General features: G+C 36.3%; 17 protein-coding genes. 1 reads left to right on the forward strand and 16 read right to left on the reverse strand.

Annotated elements, in window-relative coordinates:
- Window positions 1-497 precede the first annotated feature (497 nt).
- The 6 genes from BLS16_RS21610 to BLS16_RS21635 form a co-directional block, all read right to left on the reverse strand.
- A complete protein-coding gene (locus tag BLS16_RS21610; RefSeq protein WP_092335680.1) occupies window positions 498-1,469 on the reverse strand; it encodes a DUF3658 domain-containing protein in 972 nt (323 codons plus the stop codon).
- A gap of 281 nt (window positions 1,470-1,750) precedes the next feature.
- Window positions 1,751-3,235: a hypothetical protein gene (locus tag BLS16_RS21615; RefSeq protein WP_092335681.1), complete on the reverse strand. Its 1,485-nt coding sequence runs from the start codon at window positions 3,233-3,235 to the stop codon at window positions 1,751-1,753.
- A gap of 439 nt (window positions 3,236-3,674) precedes the next feature.
- A complete protein-coding gene (locus BLS16_RS21620) occupies window positions 3,675-3,971 on the reverse strand; it encodes a hypothetical protein (RefSeq protein ID WP_092335682.1) in 297 nt (98 codons plus the stop codon).
- Window positions 3,971-5,005 carry a hypothetical protein gene (locus BLS16_RS21625; RefSeq protein ID WP_092335683.1) on the reverse strand — a complete coding sequence of 345 codons (1,035 nt, stop codon included), beginning with the start codon at window positions 5,003-5,005 and terminating at the stop codon, window positions 3,971-3,973. The genes BLS16_RS21620 and BLS16_RS21625 overlap by 1 nt, the downstream gene beginning before the upstream one ends.
- Before the next feature lie 737 nt (window positions 5,006-5,742).
- Entirely contained in the window at window positions 5,743-6,702 is a 960-nt protein-coding gene (locus tag BLS16_RS21630) for a DUF4435 domain-containing protein (protein WP_092335684.1), read from the reverse strand.
- A 9-nt stretch (window positions 6,703-6,711) separates the two neighbouring features.
- Window positions 6,712-8,067 carry an AAA family ATPase gene (locus BLS16_RS21635; protein ID WP_092335685.1) on the reverse strand — a complete coding sequence of 452 codons (1,356 nt, stop codon included), beginning with the start codon at window positions 8,065-8,067 and terminating at the stop codon, window positions 6,712-6,714.
- 737 nt (window positions 8,068-8,804) lie between these two features.
- Between BLS16_RS21635 and BLS16_RS21640 the strand changes: the two genes are divergently transcribed.
- Complete coding sequence (locus BLS16_RS21640) at window positions 8,805-10,886, forward strand: hypothetical protein (RefSeq protein WP_092335686.1); 2,082 nt, start codon at window positions 8,805-8,807, stop codon at window positions 10,884-10,886.
- Between the two features lie 1,291 nt (window positions 10,887-12,177).
- On the opposite strand, the gene BLS16_RS21645 is transcribed toward BLS16_RS21640, so the two are convergent.
- The 10 genes from BLS16_RS21645 to BLS16_RS21690 all read right to left on the reverse strand — a co-directional run bounded on the left by BLS16_RS21645 (window position 12,178) and on the right by BLS16_RS21690 (window position 24,913).
- Complete coding sequence (locus BLS16_RS21645) at window positions 12,178-12,483, reverse strand: hypothetical protein (protein WP_092335687.1); 306 nt, start codon at window positions 12,481-12,483, stop codon at window positions 12,178-12,180.
- 66 nt (window positions 12,484-12,549) lie between these two features.
- The gene (locus tag BLS16_RS24110; protein WP_092335688.1) at window positions 12,550-12,753 is read right to left on the reverse strand and encodes a hypothetical protein; all 204 of its coding nucleotides are present in this window, start codon (window positions 12,751-12,753) and stop codon (window positions 12,550-12,552) included.
- 754 nt (window positions 12,754-13,507) lie between these two features.
- Window positions 13,508-14,596 (reverse strand): PIN domain-containing protein, encoded by a 1,089-nt coding sequence (locus BLS16_RS21660; RefSeq protein WP_092335690.1) that lies wholly within the window; start codon window positions 14,594-14,596, stop codon window positions 13,508-13,510.
- Window positions 14,597-15,075: 479 nt separating this feature from the next.
- Complete coding sequence (locus tag BLS16_RS21665; protein WP_207649787.1) at window positions 15,076-17,112, reverse strand: TnsD family Tn7-like transposition protein; 2,037 nt, start codon at window positions 17,110-17,112, stop codon at window positions 15,076-15,078.
- Between the two features lie 194 nt (window positions 17,113-17,306).
- Window positions 17,307-19,040 (reverse strand): ATP-binding protein, encoded by a 1,734-nt coding sequence (locus BLS16_RS21670; protein ID WP_092335692.1) that lies wholly within the window; start codon window positions 19,038-19,040, stop codon window positions 17,307-17,309.
- Entirely contained in the window at window positions 19,037-21,217 is a 2,181-nt protein-coding gene (locus tag BLS16_RS21675) for a Mu transposase C-terminal domain-containing protein (protein ID WP_143015561.1), read from the reverse strand. Before BLS16_RS21675 ends, BLS16_RS21670 begins: the two co-directional genes overlap by 4 nt.
- Window positions 21,218-21,224: 7 nt before the next feature.
- Window positions 21,225-22,052: a TnsA endonuclease N-terminal domain-containing protein gene (locus tag BLS16_RS21680; RefSeq protein ID WP_092335694.1), complete on the reverse strand. Its 828-nt coding sequence runs from the start codon at window positions 22,050-22,052 to the stop codon at window positions 21,225-21,227.
- Window positions 22,053-22,279: 227 nt separating this feature from the next.
- Window positions 22,280-22,498, reverse strand: a complete 219-nt coding sequence (locus BLS16_RS21685; RefSeq protein WP_092335695.1) for a hypothetical protein — start codon at window positions 22,496-22,498, stop codon at window positions 22,280-22,282.
- Window positions 22,499-22,788: 290 nt separating this feature from the next.
- Window positions 22,789-22,947 carry a hypothetical protein gene (locus BLS16_RS23905; RefSeq protein ID WP_176786262.1) on the reverse strand — a complete coding sequence of 53 codons (159 nt, stop codon included), beginning with the start codon at window positions 22,945-22,947 and terminating at the stop codon, window positions 22,789-22,791.
- Window positions 22,931-24,913, reverse strand: a complete 1,983-nt coding sequence (locus tag BLS16_RS21690) for a TnsD family Tn7-like transposition protein (RefSeq protein WP_092335696.1) — start codon at window positions 24,911-24,913, stop codon at window positions 22,931-22,933. The genes BLS16_RS23905 and BLS16_RS21690 overlap by 17 nt, the downstream gene beginning before the upstream one ends.
- Between the last annotated feature and the right edge of the window lie 793 nt (window positions 24,914-25,706).

The following is a 25,706-nucleotide window of genomic DNA, read 5'->3' on the forward strand; positions in this document are numbered from 1 at the left end:
AGTTGTATTATTTCAAGATGAAAGCGATCAGTTTGTGGCCAAATTCCGATCCGTTTTCCTGTCCGAAAACCGATCAGTTTATTTTACCATTCACAACTGGTTATTAGGCGGTAACATTTTTGCAATGATAGCTCGATTTCCCCATTTTTTTAACCTGCTGTAGCCTCCAGGAGATTAATACTATAAGTTTACAAAGACAAGCCGAATATCCGGTCTGCTAATAAAACAAGGAGTTAAATTGGATGGCTATTATTGCTGAACCTCTGAATTCAGGACTGGTGATTTGAAAAAAGACGACGCTGTTAACCCTGAATTTGAATTAACCGCGTCGTTTTAGTACGATATATCATTATCCAACTCATTGGTCGCAGGTACTGCTTATATATTTTCACACTTAAATTACTCATCCCACTGACAATTTTCGATCGAACTTCCCGTTCTGATTACTTTGACGTCTAAGAAGGCAAGACACTTTTTTCTTTCAATGTCCAGTGTGCTCATAATCTGTAAGTACACTTTTTCAACACTCGATGATAGATTGGCATATCTTCGGCAACCGCAGACACAGCCTCAAGCTTTCCTTCACGAATCATTTTTTCTATACGGAGTGCGACCCAGGAATCACCAATTCCAAGTTGATATTTACCAATCACCCGCCCGATAACCTTTGCCTCCTGAAATTCCTCACCTTCCGCTGCGATTTCACGAAAGATAAAGTCATCATAAAGGGTTTCCGGTGCACTGATCAACTGTCCATTCAGCGTGGCCCGCAAAGGTGCGTTCTCCCTTTGAAGCTCTTGCCAATGAGATGCACAGCTTTGTTCAAATACCGGTAACACAGGCTTTTGCAAAGCAAGAAACCGATGCCATTCTCCAGGAGCAACACCACCCCAGCCGCTTTTCTGCACGATATTTCCCTTTTCGTCAGCATCCCATTCCGGGAGCTTGACAATAGCAATCTGTTTGCAATGCACTTTCCACTGATTCAACTGCTCCATGAACCAATAGAGTCCACACATTTCATCAGGCTGATTGCTGTACCAGATTCGAAGAGATTCTCCCACTGCTGTCCGTTCCTGAACCCTTTTCAGATCTGCTTTTACCCTTTTAAATATTTCCTGAGCCGCCTGATGCCCCTCGTCATTCGGATAAACGCTATATAAGTGTTCCAAAGTCTGTTTCCGCTTGATACCGGGCTGATTCTCGGAAATATCTCCTACGCTCAGCATCAAGTTGAAGCCATAGATGTCTGCTATATTTCCACCTAAGGGGACAGCACTCTCCCATGCTAAGCGTGCCTTTTCCTCTGCTTCTCGTCGGACAGCTTCAACTTCCTCTTTGGTCGGCTTGTTTCCATCCGCGTGACTGATGACAACGCCCATACATCCACCTTGATATTGCCCAGTGCCATAGCGCTGTGCTACTTTAAGACTTCCACAGGCACTGTCGCTGAATACTATTTCAATCATATTCTCCTCCTCTCATATCCATATTTGCTTATATATCGATTGTCCTTGAATAAATTCTGGGTAACTTCGCATTTTTAGCCTAATGAGTATATTTTATTTTATTGAATAAGATAATTTTTTTATATTCCCTTCTTGTTGTTTCAGTAGATACATTAGCCCATCATCAGTCAGTCTAAAAGAATTATTTCATTTTACAATCCAAATTATTGCCCTTTTGTTCCGGTTTCACTATACTAATTTTGCTCATACTCATAAAAAGTTGCAAAACTGAGTTCGAGCAATTAACTAAATATCTTATTTCTAATAATATGTATTCCTACACTCGAATTATCGCCTTGAAACAATTCTTTATTGGATATTACTTCATTATCTTCATCAAAAACATGTAATTCGATTCTATTACTAGAATTGTTTAACTTGCATTCTAGAAATTCAATTAATTCCTTATTTATGGTTATTGGAATTCTAAATCCATATTTTTCGGTATACAATTCTAAATATAAAGTGGTTCTATCGTCAGATACAGTTGGTACACACTGTAAAATATTTGTATTCTTAAATTCAAGTGCGTTTTCCATTTTGAGCGAAATATTAATATCTAACACTCGTTTATTACCATATTTCGTTAAATATACCCCATTACTTATTTCTACTGAATCATCATTTAGTTTTTTACTATCGTTTTGTATTTCAGAAAGCACATCAAAAACAAGGCTAAATGAATTAATTGAAATTCTGTCAAATGGTTCAACTTTCTTTAATATATACTCCGCAAAATTATTTTTTGATAATGCTATATTTGTTTTATCATTATAGAAATAAATATCTTTTTTCACTATATTTTCATTACTATTAATCTTATATACTTTATTATCTATAATATGATTATCTTCAATATCTTTCTTAATATTCAAAGCATATACATTACGCATCTCTAAATGTTGACTTGTTTCTCTGTTGAATTCTTTCGCTAAATATAATCTTCTGCTATACTCGTCATAAATTTTTATTTCATCGTCTGTATAATAATTCTCTATGCTAATTAAAGGTGTATCTATCCTATGTGGTGGTATAGGCAATATTAAAGAATAAACATTATTTCCATAATATTTATATATCTCACCTTCATGCTCATTATTTATGGCTGGATCATCTGAATCGAATACAAACACTTTTAAATACTCGTTCTTAAAAAGTGCTTGATATTTGCATACATTTAAAAGCGTGGAATTTCCCATTTGAACATCATCTTCATACTCAAAAAATTCAAAGCCAAAATCTTTATATTTATTTTCCTTTTTAAATTCAGATAAAGCATTTTTTAAATGTTTCCAATCAGTTTTTCCTTCTGTAATAATTATATTTTTATTTGAGTGTGTAATTTCATCTAATCTAAAATTCGATGTTGGTAAATATCCTTTAATATAAATGTCACATAATTTATTATTAGATTTTTGTATAAATCTAATCTCATCGCCATCATATGTACACTCAGATTGTACTAGTATATTCTTACTAATTACTAATCTATCATCATCTTCTATACCATAAACTAAGATATCATGATTATCTATACTAATGTAACGAACTTTAAATTTCGAATAAATAACAGTTTGACTATTTTCTTCACTCTCCCAAGAATTAGATATCAATTTAATATATATCCATTTTTTATCAAAGTTTTTTAAAATATTTTCAGCTTCTGCTAATTCTATTTTTTTCATTCTTATATCGCCTTGTAAACTATTATATTCAGAAATGTTCATGTTATATCACACTTTCTTTACCTTATTTAATATTTTTAGAATTTATAAATACCGCCAAATGGCATAAAAACTCATGTAAAAATGTAATCTGTTGTTCAGTATTTTCGTATATTAAAACAAACTACAAGTGCAAGGATTTCGAGAGGAAATTTGCTATTTTCATGTACTATACCGAAAAAATGGTCTTGAACCCAGTATCTATATAATTTTTCTGCTATTAGCAGCCCCTAATTAGTATTTATTAAAAACACTTCAACTTGCCATTATTAGCCCAATCGGTAGTTCATATCATAGCGTTTTCCAATTGAAATGTTTCCGCGAATTAGTGGCCCGAGTTGCCATTATTGATGTCGGGGTTCTAGTGAACAGGTCAACCATTTATTAGCGCTTTCACGGTATATGGAAACATATCAAAGATTTTATGGTTCTCGGGAACAAATCAACCCTTGATTTTTTTTGCAACATCAAGTGCTTTTTTACCGAAAGTAAGAATAACACAACCAACTGCTAAGGCACCGCCACCAACTTTCTTAGCTTTGTTTTTTCTATCTTCATGCTTCGCAAGGCATCTTACACAGTATTTCTCAGTATAGTCCGGCAACTGGGTATAACAATCTTTGCACACATAAACCAGCGGACTTCCACATTTTGAGCAGAATGCCTCTGATTCTTTGTAAGTGATTTTCTTCTTATGAGCCTCACATGACTCATTGCCACAACCTTTAATTTTTCCCATCACTCGTTCTCCTTTGAAACGCCAAGATAGATCGTCTTATCAGGCGCATTCAATTTTTTGTTAAACTCTGATACATCGAGTTTCAACTTAGCTCTTGATTTCCATACACCCTTTTCGGTTCCGGTATCTGTTGTATCGCATTGTGCAAGTAAACCTGCGTTCTTCGCTACGGTACCATCAATGAAATATGAATATTCTTTGAGGACAGTTGACATAGCCGTCAATTCACCCTCGTTGCAGTAGATTCCAGCTCGAAGCATTGTGGCCTGATGAATAAACGCAAACGACTGATTAATGCTATACATACGACTATCGATTAAGCCGACACTTTTTCCTTTACCAATCTTAAACTCACCATCAGCAAGATATTTGATATCTGACTGCATTGAAAGCCCAAGTTGGAATGTAGCCTCTGAAAGCGCTCTTAGAGATTGTGCAATCAAGGCTTTTTTCAATTCTGAATCATTAATTTTTCTGGCCTCAAAGTACAAGGTCAATCCGCTATAATACAATCCAATTCTGTCATTCTGCTGGCCCTGTATTACTTCTCTAACACTATGGTCAATGACCGCGATCTGGTCAGCGATCTGCTGAACTTGCTCTTGAAGTACTTTCATCTGCAGTGCATTAGCCATCTGGATTGGATCAATGCCTTTTTCAAACATTTCTTTCTTTATCGGCAACTTCGAACCGTAGTGGCCATTAGCCTCACGGATCTGAGCGTACATTTCACCAGAGTTTTCTGTTGTTAATTTAATCTTGCCGCTTTCAATAGCTTCCAGCGTACTTTCAGTAGCATCAACAACATATTTGTAACCTTTCTTAGTTGCCTCACGAACCTGTGCAACCATCGGAGATGCTTTTGCTACAGCTCTATAAACACTCTCGGCTATATTCTCTGCCTGAGCAAGCTTCAACTTCAAACCATTAGATAATAGCTCTACGGGATATGTAGCGGAATAAGGAGATAGCTCATCCGATACCGGACTCGCTAAATCCATATAACCATTTTTACTTTTTATGTTTTCATCCATTTTGGCTCTCCTTTGCCGTATCATTCAATTTTCTACCTTTTATTTAACCCCATGTCTTACAATAAGTAACTCAGCAATCTCCTGTGTGCCAGGTAGCTTCTCTTAGTCATTAAGAATATATAAAATTAAAAGTACTCAGTTGTAACTGATCCACAAACCTCACCAACTTCTACTAATAGACAAAATTGCTACAGAGATAATAAAAACAAAAAGCCAATAACCGTAATATTTCAGTTATTGGCTAAGATGCGTTTTGGTTAGTCCTGATAATTATTAACTTTTCAAAGTCAATATCAGCTGTCCAATAGTGTCCGACTTTATTATTTAGTGTCAGACTTTATTATCTGTGAACACCACTTGTTAACAGATAATAAAGTCTGTCACTTTAGTTGCCTATAATTAGGCGTTCTATAGTCTAATTACTTGATTCAAAAGTATTAATGTTTGTCACTAACATAATCCATATTAAGATTGTACATATAATAAACTCTGTCACTATTTATCTTACAACTCCAAATTTTTCAAAGCCACCACAGAAAAGCCTTCACTTGTAACTATTTGCCCACCAGGAATGAAGGATAAGGTTTTGTACATCTAGTTCCTCAGCTGTTTCAAAAACGCTAGTAAATCTACTTTTACAAACTTCAGCATCTTAGTATCGCAACTAGCTGGAACAAGGTCAGAAAATTAGCCATGACCCGATCGTAGTTTTATACCGCCCACAGGAGTTGCTTGTTTCAGGCAACTCCTGTTTCTCTTTCTTTTATGTAAGCGAGAAATGTCTGTTCTAAAAATGCTTTTAAAGATTGTGGGATTTTTGTCCTTGGACCTAAATCTTTTACTGCGTCTTTTATATTTAGTGTACGACAACCTGTTATTGGGGTTTCTATACTCGGGATAATCTCATTACAAGTATTACAAAATGAATTAATAAAAGTAATAAAGAACCACATTAAATTCTTACCACGCACAAATTTATTTTGTCCATCCTTTTCTTTAAATTCATTAATTATTGGTGCCAAATCAACTTGATCGTTTTCTAGGCTCCATTTGTTTTTAACATATGCATTAAGATCGATATCCTTAAGTTGAACTTTACAAGATTCAACAACCACTAAATCGTCCATATCTATGCTATTGAAATCAGGTTTACCACCATTTGAACGCACATATAAATACCAGGAAATAATGAATGACATTAGTTCTTTAATATCATTCATTCCTTCCTCAAATAGTCTATCTATCATAGTCAGTTCATATTCTTGAAGACTTACATTATACATCTCCCTTAATGTTCGTCTTAGAGTATAGTTGGAAACAATATTGTTTTCAATTGCATACATATCAGTTATATATAAATTCTCTGCAGCAGGTAATTCTTCATTAAGAAATTCGGACAAATCTCTATCCACAAAAAAAGCGGTTTGTTTTGTAGAATAACGCCTCCAGTCTATAATATCCAGTAATCTAAGTACACGATCTTTGTTACCATTTGGGTTGCCAGCCTCAATAAGTTTTACCGTCCATCCATCATTGTAGATACAGCTTTCAATGTGTCCTAGATAGTAGGAAGGATCATCTTTTCCTTCAACAAAACCGAATAATTGTTTTTTTATTTTATGTTGAGCACGAAGAAATTCATTGTACGGAACAATTATTTCCTCTAAGGCGGACTTATGTATTTCAATCATTGACATACTTTCACCTCATTGTTCGGTAATAAATTCTCCTAATCCGTGTGCAAACTGCATTAAACTATTATCATAGATAAATGGCGAATGTGTAACAGCGATTAGCCCGCTACATAAATTGCTATTTCTTATATCTTCAAGAAATGTTTTTTGCCAAGGAACAGAAAGTGATAACTCAGGTTCATCAATTAACACAAAAAATTTCTTTTGTTTTGATAAATATAAATGACTAAATAGAGATACAATTTGTTTCTCGCCGGAAGATAAAAAACTCATGTCAATCGTATCTTTTGGATTACTATTTCTTCTGATCACACTTACTGAGAATGAGGAATCATCATATTCGATCATATTGTTAACTAGATAATCGTTACAAACGTTGCAAAAATCTCTTATACTTTGTTCTTTTTCTTCCAGTTCGCTCTGAAGCTCTAATAATTTCCTAAAATAGTATAGTACTATTTGACTATGAGGATCATAACTTTCTGGAGGTAATATATTTAAGACCGTATCTATTATTTTGTTTATTTGTTGACTTGAAAGAACAGTTTTACTAATTCTTGAAGAACAAAGTTTAAACTTATTAATATCTTCAATCGTAACATTAGACAATTTTTCAATATCAGTCTGATACTTCCGATCGATAACATCACCAAGATTCATATATGTAAGATTTTTGAAACTCATCTCAGAAAAACGACTTAACTCGTCTTGCTTCATTTCTATTTTTTCTTTTACATCTTGCATTCCAAATTCTACAAGTTCAATGTAGTCAGGGTTATCTAATTTTTTAACCATCGTTCTTCTACTATTAATAGACTTTTGTGCAGACCATTTCCCTCTTAGTATCATAGATAAATCTTCTTCAATTCTTCTATATGTAGGTAGATATAGTATTTGAGAATTTAAATTCTTCTTTATCTGGTTAATAGTACTCAGAACTGTATTATCTACTGGGACTTTAATATCGTGATTTAATCGTTCAAATGGATATCCAAACATATCACATACTCTAATGATCTCATCTAGTTCAATGGCATCATCATTCCCATTTTGCAAATCCATTAATTCATTTCTAATAGGGGTTGGCAAATCCTTTATGATACTCATAGGAACCTTGTTTCCTTTTGCAATCTCATCATATAGCAATTCATATTCATTATTGTCTATTGTTATAATAATTCTATCAAATCTATACTGTGGTATATATCTCAAAGCACCCGTTAAAGTTCCAAATAAAAATTTTAGTATGGTTGTTTTACCCATTCCATTTTCACCAACAAGGACAAGGGTATTATCGTTAATTTCGATATCATATGTTCTTCTTCCATATAAACCAATAATTTGAAATTTAGTAATGCTACCTGACATATTAAAACACCTTCCTAAACTATACTGGTGTAGCTGATGATCCTTCACAGTGCTTACATAAAAGAACAGACCCAAAAGACTTGCTATAATTTTTCTACTTGTTACATTCGGATAATTTTAATATCACTCCCTTATTATTTCGCAAACGAGCAATACTTTTGCGTCAGTGTTAAAGGTTTGTACTACCCCCAAATCGCTCTCAATCCTAGAATTCAACAGGATTTCTTAATATTCCTGCAATAATATGAAATATTATGAATTAAGATATAAAGTATATCGGTTCTCGTATCTAAATGAGATCGAACACTTGGGCCATTGCTGTAACCATAGCGGGTCAGGGATAAAAAAACCAGAACAGTAGACCCCTTCAAACTTCCCCAACTGTCTTAAAGCATTTTTAATTATCCATAATCAACCAACCCCAAAAATTATAATATGCGTTTGATATGTTTTCGTCTATTATAATAATTTTCTTTTAGCGTCCCATAACGAAGATTACGTACAGTAATATTCAGTAGTTTTTTCAAGGAAATATATTGACAAAATTTTCTTGTTGTCGTATTATTTACTATGTAATAATATATCTGTCAAATACCATCGGCTGCGAACTTCGAAAACGTAGTGATAGTGGATTTGACATGTCTCTTCGTACAGACAGTGATGCCTATAAAGTAGTGTATTGGGTATGATCTGTCTGTGGATCATACCCTTTTAATTTTATTTTAAGGAGGTTTACAATGGTGCAATCGTCATATTTCAAAGAAATGCTGAGTGGTCAAGATAAATTTAGAGCCTTTATGCTAAGACAAGAGAGCGTCGGAACAACTACTCTTATGGGGCCAACCAGCAGTGCCAAATCAACCATTACAACAGAACTACTACCGCCAACCAGCAACAAGCTTCTTAGTAAAAATGTTGGAGAAACCGCTCAGACTACATTAATCCCCACACTACTTATGCTTAATAGCAGTTTTTACGAAACTGAGGCGCTCATTCAGTGTATTCCACGAAGTAAATCCGCCTATTCAGATTTATCGGATAGTTTGAAAACCGTGCTTATTGACTCCCTTTACGAGGCGCGCGATGAACTAGATAGTTTTTCGATCAATGAAGGTACTATCAAACGAATCCTTGATCCAGTGAATCGAGCATTTCACGTATATCAATTTGCAAAAGAAGAAAATTTAACCCAGAAACTGATCGAACTGCTGAACGATGCTAGCCAAACAATTATCGAAACGCCAGAACCACTTTCCAAGGCTGCAGATAGCTTATATAAGCAGCTTAGACTGAAAGATCAAAGCATAAAAAAGAAAGATGCCTATGAACAATTGGTAGACGAACGCTTATCTAATAACAAGGATTGTATCGATAGGTTACTGTCGTGGTATGAAAATTTAATGGATACAATATTAGCAGATTTGCAACCGTTATGGACATATGGGGAAGAATATGCATTGCTAGAAAATATTTCAGAAAATAGCTTGGCAGTGCAGTTAATGGAGAAGTTATATGGCCAAAGCAGTGCATGTTCGCTTGTTTTCGAGGAGGTAAGATATGCCACAAGTCCATCTGAAGACTTTAAGAAAGCATACTTAACTCGGAATACTGCCTTTCCTGGCAGAACAGTGAAACTTAATATCCTTGACACTGTCGGGTTAACACAATCATCTCAAGATAGAGAAATTGTCAGCGACAACATGGACAAAACACTCAACAGAAGAAGCAATGCGCTACTATTTCTTTGCGCTTCGGATGAACAGCCTTCCGTGTATGAAACATGCATTTCACTGTTACTCGAAAAGAAAAAAAAGCTAGAGAAAAAACCCGTTACCATATGCCGCACAAAAGCGGACATTGTCATCCGGAATATAATGGTTAACAACTGGCGTAAGAACACTGGTAAAAACGCAATCTTAAAAGACAGTCCAGAATATAAAGACTATGTAATCGAAGCATTTGGATCTTTTTCAGATGAGTATATAAATAATCCTTCATTAGGCGAGGAGCAAATTGGTAAAGAGGTTGGCGGAAGAAAAATTGAATATCTTTCCTTGGCTCCAGATATTTCTTCAGACATGAACAAGCATCTTGGCGACAAACTTAGTTCTACGAGAATATTTGAAATATTGCTCAATATTTCTGACCAGGTTGATAGTATTTATGCCGACGGTAGTTCTAGACCATGGTTGCAAAGCAAAGACTTGACTCATTATCCCCTTAATGTCATTTGTACCGCGCACCCATTAGCGAAAACGATTGCGTTGGCGTTAACAGCGAAGAACAGCCAAAACGGCAACCAATACAGACAATACATCAAATCATCTGAATCTCCTGTCTATCATGGCCGTTCTGTAAACTGCTTCCGAAACAAACTCAGCTATGGTGAAGGACATGCAACACAAGCTTTTGTCTATGCTAGCTTTCGACTTTTCATAACCAACATGGTATCTCGTTGGTTGAAAGATGTTATTCCTGTTAACGACCTTATTAATAATTTCTCAATCTCATTTGATTATTTAGATGATTCCGACCAAACCGATGAGGTAAAAGCCAAATTTCCAAGTAGGTTTGAGGACTTGCTGCGGGATAACTGGTGGAACATTATAGAGCGAATGGCGAAAAAACTCTCATATGACTGCCTAAATAAAGAATTTGAGGAGGCATACCTCTACCGTTCTTGGAGTGATGGCTTTAGGGAAAGTTTAAAAGTTATTGATGGAAAATTCAGCTCTATCGAGTATTGGCAGGCAAACATTATAGATTTGATGAGATCCGAAGCAAATGATTTACTTCAAAAAATGTATATTTTTGATTGACAACGTATGGACACAACCGACTTAATAATTTACATTTTTTATATTTGGGTCCGATAACCCACACTATGACAAGTTCTCTAAAACCTAATTTCCCGTTTTCGTCCATATTCCTCCCTGACGCGATTCACCTGTTTTTTTCTATCACTTTTGCACTTTCTGGGCGTGTTTTTGTTCGAAAGGTCAAATAAGTTTATCTCTCGCTCATGTCAATTTACTATAGCGTTTGTTTACGGTTTTCCTATTCGGGTCTCTTCGTATCCTCGGAGCATGTATAGTGTCGAGAAGACTTGACTACAGACCTAGTAAGGGCTACTATCATTTGGATAGTAGCCCTATTTCATCCAAGGATTTAAACAACGAGAAGTGTCCGAGCACTTAGGGCTGAGTTCCCTGTTCTCTGAAATTGTCTTAAACATAGAAGCAGTGGGAAAGGCTTAAATATTACTAAACCTAACTTCACATCCCTAACTGGCATTGAGCCACCATCTTCAACGAGAACACTCAATGAAAATGATCTGACAGCATATGATTAGCTCCGTAATACTTACATAAAGAGGCGTTCATTCAGCTTTAACAAAAGCCACGACGGTAAATTAAGCTTATTTGTATCTGCCGATTTTAAAGCTTGAGTATGGCCTGAACCAACTCAGCCAAATAGGGGTACATGCTGAATTTATGATTCCATTACGAATATAATCCATATTGCAAGTTCTTACGAGATTTTCTTTATTGGAGAAATGTTCGTTATATCAAAGGAGCAACTGTTTTGTCAGCTGTGTTACTTTCGTCGCTTGTTTCACAGGTTAATGCCAGTGTTATAATTTTCAACAAGTAATGGATTTTGATCATATTTTTCCAATGTGTAATCACAAATATTCATACAATGTTCAACATCATGGAAACCCATGTTACGGAGAATCATAATAATTTTACTCCGAACCCTTTGTGAGCACCCACGATAGTTACTTCTATGAGCCATGATACTGTTAAGCGTCACATTAGTATATCCGGCACGAAGTAACGATCCTACGAGTGCAGGTGTACGTCGGATAAAATGGTAATCTTTCGACTCAACCCACGTTTGTAAACTAAACATCATTTAATTTACTATATTTCGAAAAGTAGTTTTTTTATCATAGCTCTCCTTACTCTGATTTCTGGAAAAGGAGAGCTCATACAAAGCTTTTAAAAATCGAATTTAATACACTTTTGAAATCGGTAAAAATATCAGTGAAATCAATAGTTTGACTGGTGATAGAGACTAGAGCGCTGTGGGGTTGTTTTTGTTTAGCTATTTTCCAGCTTTAAGTTTTATAATATCGCTCCAATTATTGGCTGTAACTAACTCAACAGTGGATAAATTTCTCCGTATAGATTTAACTTCATCATTTAATTCCGTTAAGTCAAATGTCATCTTATCATTCTCTGCTTTATTGACCTGTTTTAGATGTTCCAAAGCCTCTAAAATCTGTGCTTTTTCCTGAACCAGACTTGATAAGGCAGTAAATTTTTGATTAAGGTCGTTTCTTAGCCCTTCTACAGACATATCGATTTTTTGATTCAAAGCTTCTATTGCCTGAAGAATTTTATCTTCCATTCCTATCACTCTCTTTCCGCCTTATAGGACTAGCCTTTTGTAAAAATCAATAACTAGAATGTCAATTCACAATCTCATATTTGTGGTTTCTGCCTGCTGTAAAACATGATTCAAAAACCCGCCTTGTTTATTACGTTCATTTTCGAACTCCTCTGGCGAATACGCTAGGGCTTCTATCGGTTCCATTACTTCTATCAATGCATCTCCAAGAATTTCCTCATATAGATATATCCCTAGATTGAAACATAGTTTCTGCTGTATCAATATCATAGTTCGCTGCTAATGACTCTCTATAAGGCCCTTCAAATATATACTCTCCTCCTCCATTCCTATATATACCAGATCCGAACTTCTGAACTGTCGACAGGCCGTTTCTCTAAAGCGTTTTCTACGTTTCCATGTGATAAGTCGAATGCTCCCCCACCCTAGTCCAAAAAATAATTGGAAATCCCAATTAAATTTGGTTTTAGGGTTGTTTGAAAAAGCATCTACCACATCATCTCTAAAGTATTAATCCTCCAATTGTGTGTATTTGTAAGTCTTTTTCACTTGTGAACCGACCTAAACATTGCTAGTTCTAAAGGCCAAGAACTGTACGCTGAGAAAACATAAGTAACGTCGCGGATACTGTTATTAGCTCCTGTACTAGTTGTTTTATAAAGGTTTTATCGAGAACTCAATGGGGCACTTTCCATTGCAGTTCCAGGCTTCGTAACAGAAATTTTGTTGTATTTCGGTAAAATAAGCGGGTTAAGAATGTTTGAAAGCTAACGGGCATCACCCATTGATTCTCTACAAAATAGATTTCACCTTAGCTACATTCCCACTGGCTAGTTTCTTCCAAACCAAACAATACATTTCAACTGTGAAGAGTAAAACTCTGTAAGAGTTTTTTAGTCATCATCCACTTAACCCGATCCGTCTATAATCCACGATGACCCAATCGCCATTCTTTTCCTTAAAGACAAAGTCAATCACCCCTGGTAAATCTACAATATTAGGCGTTGTACAGCGCTTGCATACATCATATTTCTTGAACAGTTTCGATTTCAACCGTGGTAATATCGTTAGTTACATTCGAGAATATCAAGTTAAAGTGAGTATTTATCACTACCATTTTAGTTACTTCAAAATATTGCATATTATCCTCTGATTGATAGAAATTAATGTAGCCTTCCTTCTGTCTGAAGTTAATTTTTCTAACAACACCTTCGAAATGAGCGACACTCAACATTTCCATTGAAATATACAATTCTTGTTTTGATATTTCTCTAATGTCCTTGACTACTAGTTTTCCTTTATGGTCCATTCCCAAGAAACGAGGCCCCTCAAATTCATTTTCAAAGTATATTTCATTAACATCTGAATGCTTGTCGTTTACAACATTGGATAACTTAGAAAGGATAATTGTATTAAGATTTTCGAAAGGATATTGTTGTTGAATGATCTTTTCTCTAAGTTCTTCATGCTTTTCAAAGTTTGGAAGCACCAGATCCTCTAAAAAATCTTTTAAGTCAACATAAAATTTCAATTTTTCATTGGGAATTTCGCGTTGCAATAGATCCATTTTTAAGTCATCATGTAGGAACATGCTATTTCTACCCTTAACACAGAAATCATGCGAATTCCGTGAAACCAAGGCAACAGCTTTTTGTTTGCTCTCTAGCACCTCAAGGACTGATTCCCAGATCAAAGTGTCTCTGTAACCATCACCATTGGGCTTAAAGGGTTTCTTTTTAGGAACTGCACGTTCAATCACAGCTTGATGTGAAACATTAGGATGATCTAAAATTACTGCACCAATATTTATCAACTTTTTATCCAGACTTTCAGAGTACTGCTTGTATTCCCTTTCTAGCCAACCGTCAGAAAGTGGGTTGGCTAAGGTAATGTTCCCAATTCGTCCTTTCAAACCAGCTATTTCTTTTTCTACTGCAGTTTGTGCCTTCTGTAATTCACTCAAGAAGTTGTTTTTAACTTCAAGCATTACTACTTTAGGAATAGCCAAAGTACTATCTGTCCTGTTTAAAAAATTCAACAACAACTTGAAATTATTACCTAACATTCGAAAATCAGCAGTAAGAATATTACTATCTAAAATAACAATCACCATTTTCCCAACTTTCTTTCATTGCTTATAATTTACCTTTATATTGCTCCCTAGGTTCTATAAGAGTCACTATGACAAGTTCACTTAACCCTAATTCCCCGTTTTCGTCCAAATTCCTCCCTTACAGTCGATTTGCCTGTTTTCGTTTCTATCACATTTACACTTTCTGAGCGTGTTTTGTTTGAAAAGCTAACGTCCATTTTTTCTCTCGCTCATGTTAATTTGCTATGGTGTTTGTTTACGGTTTTTCTTATTCAGGTCTCATCTTATCCTAGAAGCACGGATAGTATCGAGCAGATTTGATTACAAGTCTGGTAAGTCAAGTGGGTTCGTGCTGAAACTTTGTTTTCAGTACGGCCCCACTTGAATCGTGGTTTAAATATTCTAGCACCAACTTTCAAAAGCATCGGTAGAATCGAAACTCCTTGCTAAAAATAAAAGCTAGCTTAAAAAAAATTGTACTTAAACATATTCAATTACCTCTATGAAGAAAAAATTTTTTCCACATGCATCCTAACGAAATCGCTGCACCCTTTATATTGCCTTGTATTTAGAATATTTTTAACATTTACGATCATTCCTTGCTCTTTAAGAATCTCATTTACGCGAGATAACAGTCGAATTTGATAATCTTCTTTCGATTCTACAATAGCATTCAACTGTTCCATCGTTTTTGGGAACCTTTCTTGCGCAGAGCGACCAAAAATATAGTTCCGTTGCAAGGCTGGAAGAGCATTACATATAAAGTGGGCTGTTAGTTGCCTTCTGGGATTTTGATACAAGAGATCCCTTCCCGCCTGTGCAACGTTTATGGCCATATTATCATCAATTTCTGTCCAATTCTTCCTCGGACGCCCTTTACGTTGAATTGGCGGAAGTACCGAAGTCATCCATTCTTGATCATATTTCATCATCCAGTCATAGTCTTTACTGCATTTCTGCCTTATAGTTCTTCGAGTCATGTGCTTATCTTCACTAACTATAGTCAGTATTTGCTTTCTTGCTTTTTCTTGACGGCTTTTTGGAATCAGTAAAGCTGCGCTTACTTCTGCCATAGCCTGACTACTTTCCATACCATTTGATTGTCGTTCAGTGATCATAAATCTGATTTTTTTAACTTGGCAACTTGATATACCAAATTGACGTGCGGCTGCAGCTACCGTTTGTTTCCGAGCATATGCCTCCATTAGTTCTTTAAGCCATCCAACGCTATAAATTTCTAAATTGCTTGGCAATAAACGTGCAACTTGAATACCCACTGTCTCTTTACTAACGCCAAGTAATTCTGCAGAAATAGTAAAATCCTTAGTATCTAAATATATTTCAATTAGCTTATTTTCCCATAGTGTTCCATACCTTAGAACCGTGACTTTCTGTGTTTCCTGTCCATTCCGTGAATATTTAGCATATGTATATTCACAGACTGGGCATTTGAATGTTGCTCTTAAGCTATTACTATCATAAAAATTGTAAGGCTCTCTAACACAGGAAACAATAGTTGATTCATGATAATTTGAACAAACCTTATTTTCACAATTCCACGGCCCATTCCCAAATGGTATCTTACTTAACAAGGCTGGAGGCTTGGTGAAAAAGAAGTTCTTAGTACTATCAGCAAAAAATTTCATCATCAAAATGCTTAGGATCAAGAAATTCGATAATCCTTTACGCAACTCTACCAAACCTTGAGGCAAATAATTCCTTACATTATATATAGGAACCCCTAATACTTTTAACATGTCGGGTGGATATTTCTTCAGAAATAAATTAATGAACTGTTGAGTTCGATAATTTCCATTAGTATTAACAAATCCTTCATTGATTAAATAATACTTGTACATATCCCGAAGGAAATCGTGGTCTTTCTGATCATTATTGTTAAGAATAAACTCTGCATCTCTTACAACTTGCAATTTTATATTTTCAAGTTGATTATTTCTTTTTACTGATGTTGTTTCTACTATTCGAAGATCATGTCCATTGCTACAATAGGCACTATGCAAATCAAATCTTCCCCGGCTCGTCGCTATAAGTTCCAAACATATAGTGCATCTGGAAAACAAATACAGTTCATGCTTACTACACACATTTAAGTATTTAAGTTGGTGACTTCTATGGATATAGCCTTCTCCATACTTAAACATATCTTCTTCTAAACATTTAGGGCAATATCGCATCTCAGACTCAATAATCAAACTTGAATGACTTCTCTTCTCACTAGGCTTGCTCATAAGTTTTTTTATATTATTTAATAAGTTAGTGGATCGTTCTTTCGACGAAACTAATCGTTCTAATGGAAAGTACGTATGTTGATCAACTAATTGCTTGATATTTATTGTCCCCTTGGGAAGTTTTGAAATCAGATATTCAAGATTAGGTGGATTTATCGGAATCGTGCCACTGTAAGTATTAAATAACTCCTGCATTATCCAATCAAGTCTAGCAACTTTAACACCAGTCGAACATCGCCATGCTCGATAGCGATATATTATGCTCCTAATATCTTCATCCGGGTACATAGGTGGAAAAAACGAGAACTTATCCAAGCTAATCACACCTTTCCAAGAATACGGCTAATCCCCTACTTATTACTAACAAAATAACTACGAATACTTTGAGTGAATCGTTACAATGTGCCTCAAAAGGAAGAAATTGTTTCCATACCTTAATTAAGCATTAATTCCTCTACAGGAAGTTTAAGCAAGTAAACTAATTATGTCCTCGGTTCCTGGTAATTTAACATTAAATCGTCAGCGGGAGACTTCAGAAAACCAACCTCTTTAAGAGTATCACTGACACACCCACGCTTTTCTAAAGTTTGAAAGACTGCACACCAAGGATCCTCTTTATTAATTAATGGTTTTACTTTTTTCTTTGACTTTACCATATCTCTATTTGTATTCATTTGTTCAGATTCTTCAAATGCATTAGTTGCTCGATTAAGCGCTATATTCGCAACCTGTTGTCTCATTATTGTTGGCTCTGCCATCCCCCCCGACGATTTGATCACTTCGAGAGCAGCTTCTTCAGCTTCTGAAGGCGAAAGTCCCAGACTTATTGCAGTCGAAACAAGATCGACCATTATATCGTTTTTTGCTTGTTTTCGAATTGCCCTTTCATGTTCGGCCGCAATTCTACCTTGTATTAATGCCTTTTCTTCCGTATTCTTAATATAATCGTTGAGGGTTAGCCATTCTGGCTTCATATCTTCAAATGCCTTAATTGCATCTGGGTTACCGGTTTTAAGATCCTGCATTCTTGGCCTTATCAGTTTAAGGCAACGTTTAGCTACATCTTTTATTAAAGCTACCGTAACTTCTTCTGTACCATTGGAAATCGCTTCCCACTGAGCATTCTTATAAAGTTTAATAGCAACATCAATTATTCCAAGGGATTCCTCATACATGACAGCCCTAAGTTTGTCAGATAAGGGGCTTATCTTTTTAGTCCACTGCAAATCCCAGAGAGACTCCAAAAAAAACTTCCATTCCGGTCCATTTTCCATGTTTGATAATATATGATCTCCTTGGTCACTTGCCCTCCGCGCATTTGCAAAAGCACTCTCAAATAAGAACATTGATTGATATGTTCCGACTAATACAATTGGAATACCAATAGTATTAATAAGCTCAGTTAAGAAATCCAACATCTCCGATTCGCCGCTGTTTTTTATCTTTTTCAATCGTTGCATTTCATCAATAACAAGAACTCCCAGACCATGAAGAGATGCGATCTGGGCCATAGGTGCTAACATATTCTCCTTAGTTGATTTAGAGTTCACATGCTGTTTAAAGTAATTAGTCCCTAGAATGAGGTCTACTTGGCGGAAAAAATTTTGGCAGAGAACCTTAAGAGACCCACTCGCGGGACAATCGAGCTTTAACCATACTAACTGCTTTAATATAAAAAGCTTGCCATTATATCTGGTATGCTGTATTACCTGAGGGTACAGTAGCAGTGTGCGTTCTACAGCAGTTGTCTTTCCCATTCCACTTAACCCAACTATTGCAAAACCACTCGCCGAAGGACGATTCCCGGTAATATTCTTCCCGTCTCCATTTAACCCGGCCTCGAGTATCTTACTAAACCCAACTGAGAACTGACGAGCAAAAATTGAAGACGTTGGATTCCTTACCACATAGCCATCGCGAATAATTCGGGAGAAACACCCTTCTAATCTACTATTGTAGGGAAGTGGTTGCATGAAATGCTTCAATTGTTCGACGCAATGCTTACGAGTCTCATCTCCCCACTCCCTATGGGAGTCATCGTAATCAGGAAAATCTGTTAGAAGCTTAGTAACCTGCGCAGATTCATAAATAGGCGGCAAAGCTTCAATTAATGGGTTTCCTTTATAAGAAGAAATCTGTTGGTCACTATACTCCGCAATACATTTAAAACCGGATAAAATTGGATGCTCTAAGATCTCTTCAATTGAAGCTTTCATTTTTTTCTCCGTTCTTCTCGCTGTTGTTGCAGCAAAGTCATCAATGGATCATCCGCTTTCTCATCCTTTGCACGTGAAATCGGTATAACAGAAGCAGAATATTCATTTTCGGATGTATCCTTTCCGATTTCCCAGGATTCTTGTTGCCTGATAGCCTCCCTATCTTGTTTGCGATTTGGCTTAATATTTTTAACTATACTTGCTTTACTTGCATCTGTTGGCCAAACCTCTTCAGTCAATTCTTTCTCCTCTTTAACTATGGCCTTAATCTGTGCAGTAGCATCAGCAGTAATTTGGTTCTGTGACGTTTTGCGTCTGTGAGATTCAACTTCTTCAAAAAAAAGTTGATCTTGGACCTCTTCTAGCCTCATGTCATCAAAACGACTTAGGTGTTTCAGGCGTTGACACTTTATGCACTCTGTTCCATCTTTGTTTGGGATATAAATATAGTTGGTGTTTCTTGGGTCATACGCAATAGGTACCTTAAATCTACTAACTGAGGCTCTTTCGTACCAACTCTCAGCAAGTGCAACATCACACCCATAGAACATCTTTTCAAAGTAGATTCCTTTACGGGTGACTGAAGCCTCTGCCCTCGGCATGAGATTTAATCTGATTGTATCTTGGGGCTTCTCATGGAGTATGCCGGAAATGTGAGCGATTCCCCAGTTCCAAAGTTCCAAGGGGATTGGTGGAATTCCATCAGATGTCATATCTCTATCGAGGGGATAGTCATGCAACTCTTTTTTATTGTGTTCGAGTACCGTTAGGATAATAATTTTTGTAAAAGCTTTTATTGTTAGCCTGGCATTAAGCCTGTAATCCGGTTCTCCGCGTTCACGGATTTCCTTTCTAATTAAACCTGGAACAAACGGTGCTATTCTACGATCCTCCATCCTAAAATTCTGTTCTACAATTCCTTTTAAATCCGCACGATAAGGAGGAGCAATGTCCGTCCTTACACCTAATGAATCCGTTAAATTGTCTGCTTTGTGGCTTTTCATTTCACCGCCGTCGCCAGTTATGGACTTCGGAAGATGGTGGCAAGGCCAATCAGATTCGTCGATTGTAATACCATACTGCGCACAAAATTCCACCTTATTAGACGTTGCGTTCTCCAGGGCCATCATGGCACCAAGCCAACTGGGTCCCTCTAACCCAACATAAATCCCCACAATCAAGCGACTAAACACATCTTTTATTATGTAAAGAACAGCGCGGCCAATAATACGGCTTCGGTCAAATTCACTGACAAAATATACATTCACTGGTGTAGCATCAATTTCAAACACCGAACCTGGCCCAAACGAACGAGTTGTTGCATTCCCTAATAATGGCCGTTTTAATAGATTGTATTTTCGCTCTCCAAAGCGCTTTAACATCGTGTGTTTTAAATCGGAGAGTACCTTATCGGCCCAATACTGAAACTGTACATAGCTAATTACGTCATCATTTGACTTTAAAATAGGTATTGGAACCCCATTTTTAAAATAAACACTTGTGTTATAGTGATTCTCCAACATCTGGCGATAAGCAAAAGTCATTGGATTTTCGTCAGTGTTCAAGTACCATTGTTTTATGGCTATGTTAATGTTTTTCTTATCGATAGAATTAACATTTACCCCGCCTAAAGTTGGATCTTCTCGTGTTACATTCCTAGGACGTCCTAATTTCACATCAGACTTGGGTTTTTTTTCCTCGCCTGGAGCACCACAATTATCGAAATTCGGCAAAAGTGCATTTTTAGTCTTGCCTCTGACCCAATAGTGTTTTAAATGTCGATACACTACTCTTTTGTGAATACTTTGTTTCATGCACACCTGTTGTATTAATTTTCCTCTTTGGCGTTCATCGTAAATCTCCGGTTCCAATTCCACTAGGTCGCAAATAATGTTCCATGCTTTGTCACGGTTTTTCAGGCTATTCTCAGAAAAATCCCCGTTTGGTTTCATGAACTTAGAGTACGGATCAGTTCTGAGTTTTCTTGCAATACCATGACGCAATGCCTCTTCAACTTCGATATAATACTTGTACTCAGGTAGTTGCGAATCATCGCAGATACCTATAATAACAAGCTGAGAACGATCGGAAGCGATCCAAAGGACACGTTCTACCGTTGTAATTTTCATTTCTTCGTCTCGCCACTCAATCACTGAATTAACAAATATATCATCCATATCTACTTCACCCCACACTTCGATAGGATTGTTGACCAAGTTCTAACCGTATACGATGGTTATAATTTATCTCCTTACCCATATCGGTTAACCAAATCTTGCGAGCAAGTAAATGTTTTGTAATAAATAAGCAAGTACCCACTTCAAACCCAAAATCCTTATCTAGTTTAAGAGCTTCATTTGACAATGAAAGACTACTGTCTTGATATGCCTTAAGAATTCTAGGTGCAACGATATCAAGCGTTTTCTGATCGAGACCTCCATGCTTTTCCAAATAATAATCATCATGTAACGAATCAATATTTCGTGACAAAGTCAATGGTAAGACTTGATCGGTTACTAACTCCCAATCAATTCCTTGTTCCTGATAATATCTCTGTTCTATCCTGAACTTTTCAAGTTCTCTTTTGCCCAAATTAACAACTGGCTTGACGGTTCTAGCACATAGTTCACGACCATTACCACGGTTAATCGTTAACATGAAATCAGTTGTCATTACAATATTTTCATGTGAATATGGATCTTTAGGATGTTCAATTCCTAATTCCTCAGCAATTTCCCAAGTTCGCTCTTGCGGCAACAAAGGGTATTGTTCTCTTATATCAAAAACTATCCGTGACCATTCTAGAAGATATAAATACATTAATTCAATCCTAGACATAACATGATGAACCCTACCTGTTTTCCATCCCTTTTCTCTAGTTCTTACGCCTTTAGATGGTACACCCTGAATTTCCAGCCATGGATGATAAGTTAATCCTTCACCTTGGCCCCACCCCTTCTTAATAAGTTCTTCTATCTTTCTTTTTGGGGTCGTACGGTTCTTTCCTGACATAATCGTCCTCCTGCTCACATTTTTTTAATTGTATCCTAGCATGATTTGCTACATCGTAAAGTTCGATTTTTCTCCAAGTTCCTTGATGAAAACTTCCTTTAACTAAATCGGATTTTCTGTAATGTTCATAATCGCAGTTTAAAAAAAGAGACAAGTATCACATTGATACTTGTCTCTTTTGCCAATCAAGAATTAACTTTGCAGTTACTCTAAACCATTCCATGTTATTAGCCTCCCTTTGGCCTATAATAGAGTCGCCGAAGTTCTATTTGTTCAGTTTTTCGTTTTAATACATCTTCCATTAAAAAGAGATTTTTCTTAAGTGGAGTTAGCTTATTATTTTTAACCAATTGACTTAGTCTAGCTCGGCTAATACAAAGGATCTTTATCACTTCACTTGAAGTTACAACAGCTTGCAGCACACTGTCTCTGGTTATTATTTCCATAAAAATACCTACTATTCACTTTTCTTATTAAAAGAATACATTACCTATTAACTTTTGTAAATAGATAATGTATTCTTTTAATAACTGAAGCCATAAAGCCCACAATCCTTTAAAGGATTGTGGGCTTTATTACTAATTGAAAGCTCACCTATTAGCATGGGGTTGTTTAAAATGGAGTGGAACACTTCTTAAGATTAGATACGCCAAACATATTAATTGCAGACTGTGTTTTATAGCTATAAATACCTTTCTGTTGGATGAGAACAAAATGTTGTTCGCTTAATTTGTCGTTAGCCTAAGCCAATCTTATATTCAAAGAAAATAAGGTTGATTTTACTCTCTACATGGGCGGTAACTATCGGTCTGCGATAGTCACAGTAATCCAAGTTATGTAACATCGTTGACGGAGCCCCTAGAATGATCAAGTATTGTTCAATTACTACTTTCATCCTTCATTAGCTCATGCGAAACCTTTTCTACAACATTTTCAGAGCATCCTCGAAGAATAGGAGTTTTCAAAACATTATCTATAGTTAACGCCCATGTACTCTTTCTGACCTGCTCGATCATATCAGGGATCCTTCTTGTCTGATACGCTTCTATTGATTCAATTGATTTTTCCAGGAAGTTAACAGTTCTAGGAAGTTTCTCAGGAAAACGTTCAATTCTTGCTTTGTCCCTTACTGTTAACTTATTTAAGATAGTGTACTTTTGAACGCGCGTATTAGGCGGAATGAAATATGTTTCTGAAACAACTTGAGCTAATGTTTTCACAATTTCTTCATCTATTTGTTTCCAGTCAAGAGATTTAAAATGAGATTCTCTTGGAGGAAGAACTGAATTCATCCACTGCGGATCTCTTTTCATCAACCAGTTATAAGTACTTTCTCCCACTTTTCGTCTAATTGATTCCCTATCATCTAAATTTTTTAGACACTCTGAAAGTTTAGCTTTGTCTTTTTCAAGTCTCGACTTAGCCTTATCCCCGTACATCCATCCGAATGGATTGGAAAGGTAGTCCACAAATATATTGTGAATTTCAGGCAAGTTGATTACATCTTCGATTGACTTTGCTTGCCTACATTTATATAAAAAATCTATTAGAACACTCTTTTTTGCCGATTCAAGTATATAGTTAACTTTCTGCTCAATTATCTTAGACTGTCTTGGTTTAACCTTTAGTTCCTCGAAAATATAGTCAGGCGTTACCCTATTTAGGTAGGCCTCTAATATTATTACGGCTGCCCGCCATCCAATGAATACGACTCTTTTTTGTTCTTGTTTATGATCCTCGAATTCCGCACCTGTTTGAGAATAAATCATGCCGCAACTAGGACAAGTAAACTCGCCAATAAATTGCTGAGTTGTTCTGCAAGTCTTACGTTTATATTGATTTATGATCATAGTATTATAGTCCGGGCAGTAAGTATTTATACATAACCAAGGGCCCTTACCGAAAGGTGAGATTGTATCATTAGTAACAAAATCTTCGACAGATTGACCCATATATTCCATGCCCAAAATATATAACAATGGATTTTTTAGACACCCATTGAAATTCAAAAGTTTTAAAGCAGTCCTACTTGACAGATAAATAGAACTAATACCTACTGTCTTTAACATTTCCGTGTCAAAAAGGCCCAACAAATCCTTCGAAATTCTTTTATTTAAGTACATCCCTTTCGAAGTTAAGTACTCTTTATGTGAGCACAATCTTAGCATTCTTTCCTTAAAAAGCTCGACGTTTAGCTTGCTCACATTATCTATGATAAATTTAGTATCTCTTGCCAGTTGCTCGTGAAAAAATTGAATCCTTGCGGAAGGTTCAACGCTAGTTACATCTCCAAGAAGGTGTCCGTTTGGACATACAGGTTCCATTAAAATAAATCGTCCATAACTATCTGACAATGGCGCACTACATTCAGTACAGTGGGTTACCAGTTTAAATCGATGATCTGGGCAAACCGTTACAAAATTGTACTGATGCACCCTGTGGATATAACATTCCCCGAGTCTTTCAAAATCTTGCATTAAACAGATAGGACAATATCGAACAAAGGTTGAGACTATTGGAGATAACAATCGAGTACCAATCTCCGACTTTTCACTTGCACACCTGAATTGCCCAAGGATTTTCTCGTTTTCATCAACAGAAAGAAAGGGAAGAAACAGCGCTAATAACGTATGGTTCGCTATGAAGTAGTCCGAAGTAAGGCAAAGATTACCTGGAAGCCTTTCGACCAAGTAATTTAAACTACGGGGGAAATTTGCTAATCTGTGGGTCTTGATATTAAAAAGTTCCTGAATTGTTTTTATAATATTAATGTTGCCGGAACGAATGTGGTAACGATACACCAAACTTTTATATTCTTCATCTTCGTAAGGGGTAGGAAAAAAAGCAAGTTGATTTTTCATATTTCTAGATTGCCCATAATGATTTAGAACAATTCATAGAGATTAGGCCATGTCAAATCACATATATTTGTTTGGGTGATTTTATGTGGAAATCAGAAAGGAATTTTCTATAGACAGTGTGCTATTATTCCTAATGTCTGTTTCACCAATCACAGATTTATCTGTGTGGCTTGTATTCCCTTTTGATTCAGGAAGCGACAAACTCTCTTTGCTATTTGAAAATACTCCTAAATGGATTTCTTCCACATTTGCAATTGTGTCAACTCACATAACATAACCCATTGGGATTGGTACAAGAAAGCCTACTAAAAGTAGAACACGTAGAACACCTTTAACTAAAAGTGATGAAGAGAGAATAGAGCAACTCAATTCAGAAAAAGCAAAAATCCCTTTCATTGACGAGTTGCATATACAGAAAACTACTGATTCACAATCATATTTAGATACATTAAAAAATGAGCCACCGTTCCGGTGAGCTGAGCCACACTTATTTCGTTGACCCAAGAGCAAGACTTGACATGGGGGTGTCGGATGCTGCCCTAAACCAAAGGATGGGGCTTCCCAAGAGGAATACATCCTTATGAGCCTCATTCCTCGACCCATGAAGCATCTGACGCAGGGTTCCATGTCAACTCTCCCCAAGAGTGGCTATCGCTTCGACAGGGTGGCTCTGAAAATCTGGAACCCTGGTTCTCATCAGGTTCTTCCGCATATTTGAGTATGAAGGGGTGAAATAAAAAGCTAGTAAATTATTTTAGCCCTAAGCAGATTCAAACTCGCCCTTCCATACATG

The organism is Desulfosporosinus hippei DSM 8344 (genome assembly GCF_900100785.1).
Taxonomy (GTDB): Bacteria; Bacillota; Desulfitobacteriia; order Desulfitobacteriales; family Desulfitobacteriaceae; genus Desulfosporosinus; species Desulfosporosinus hippei.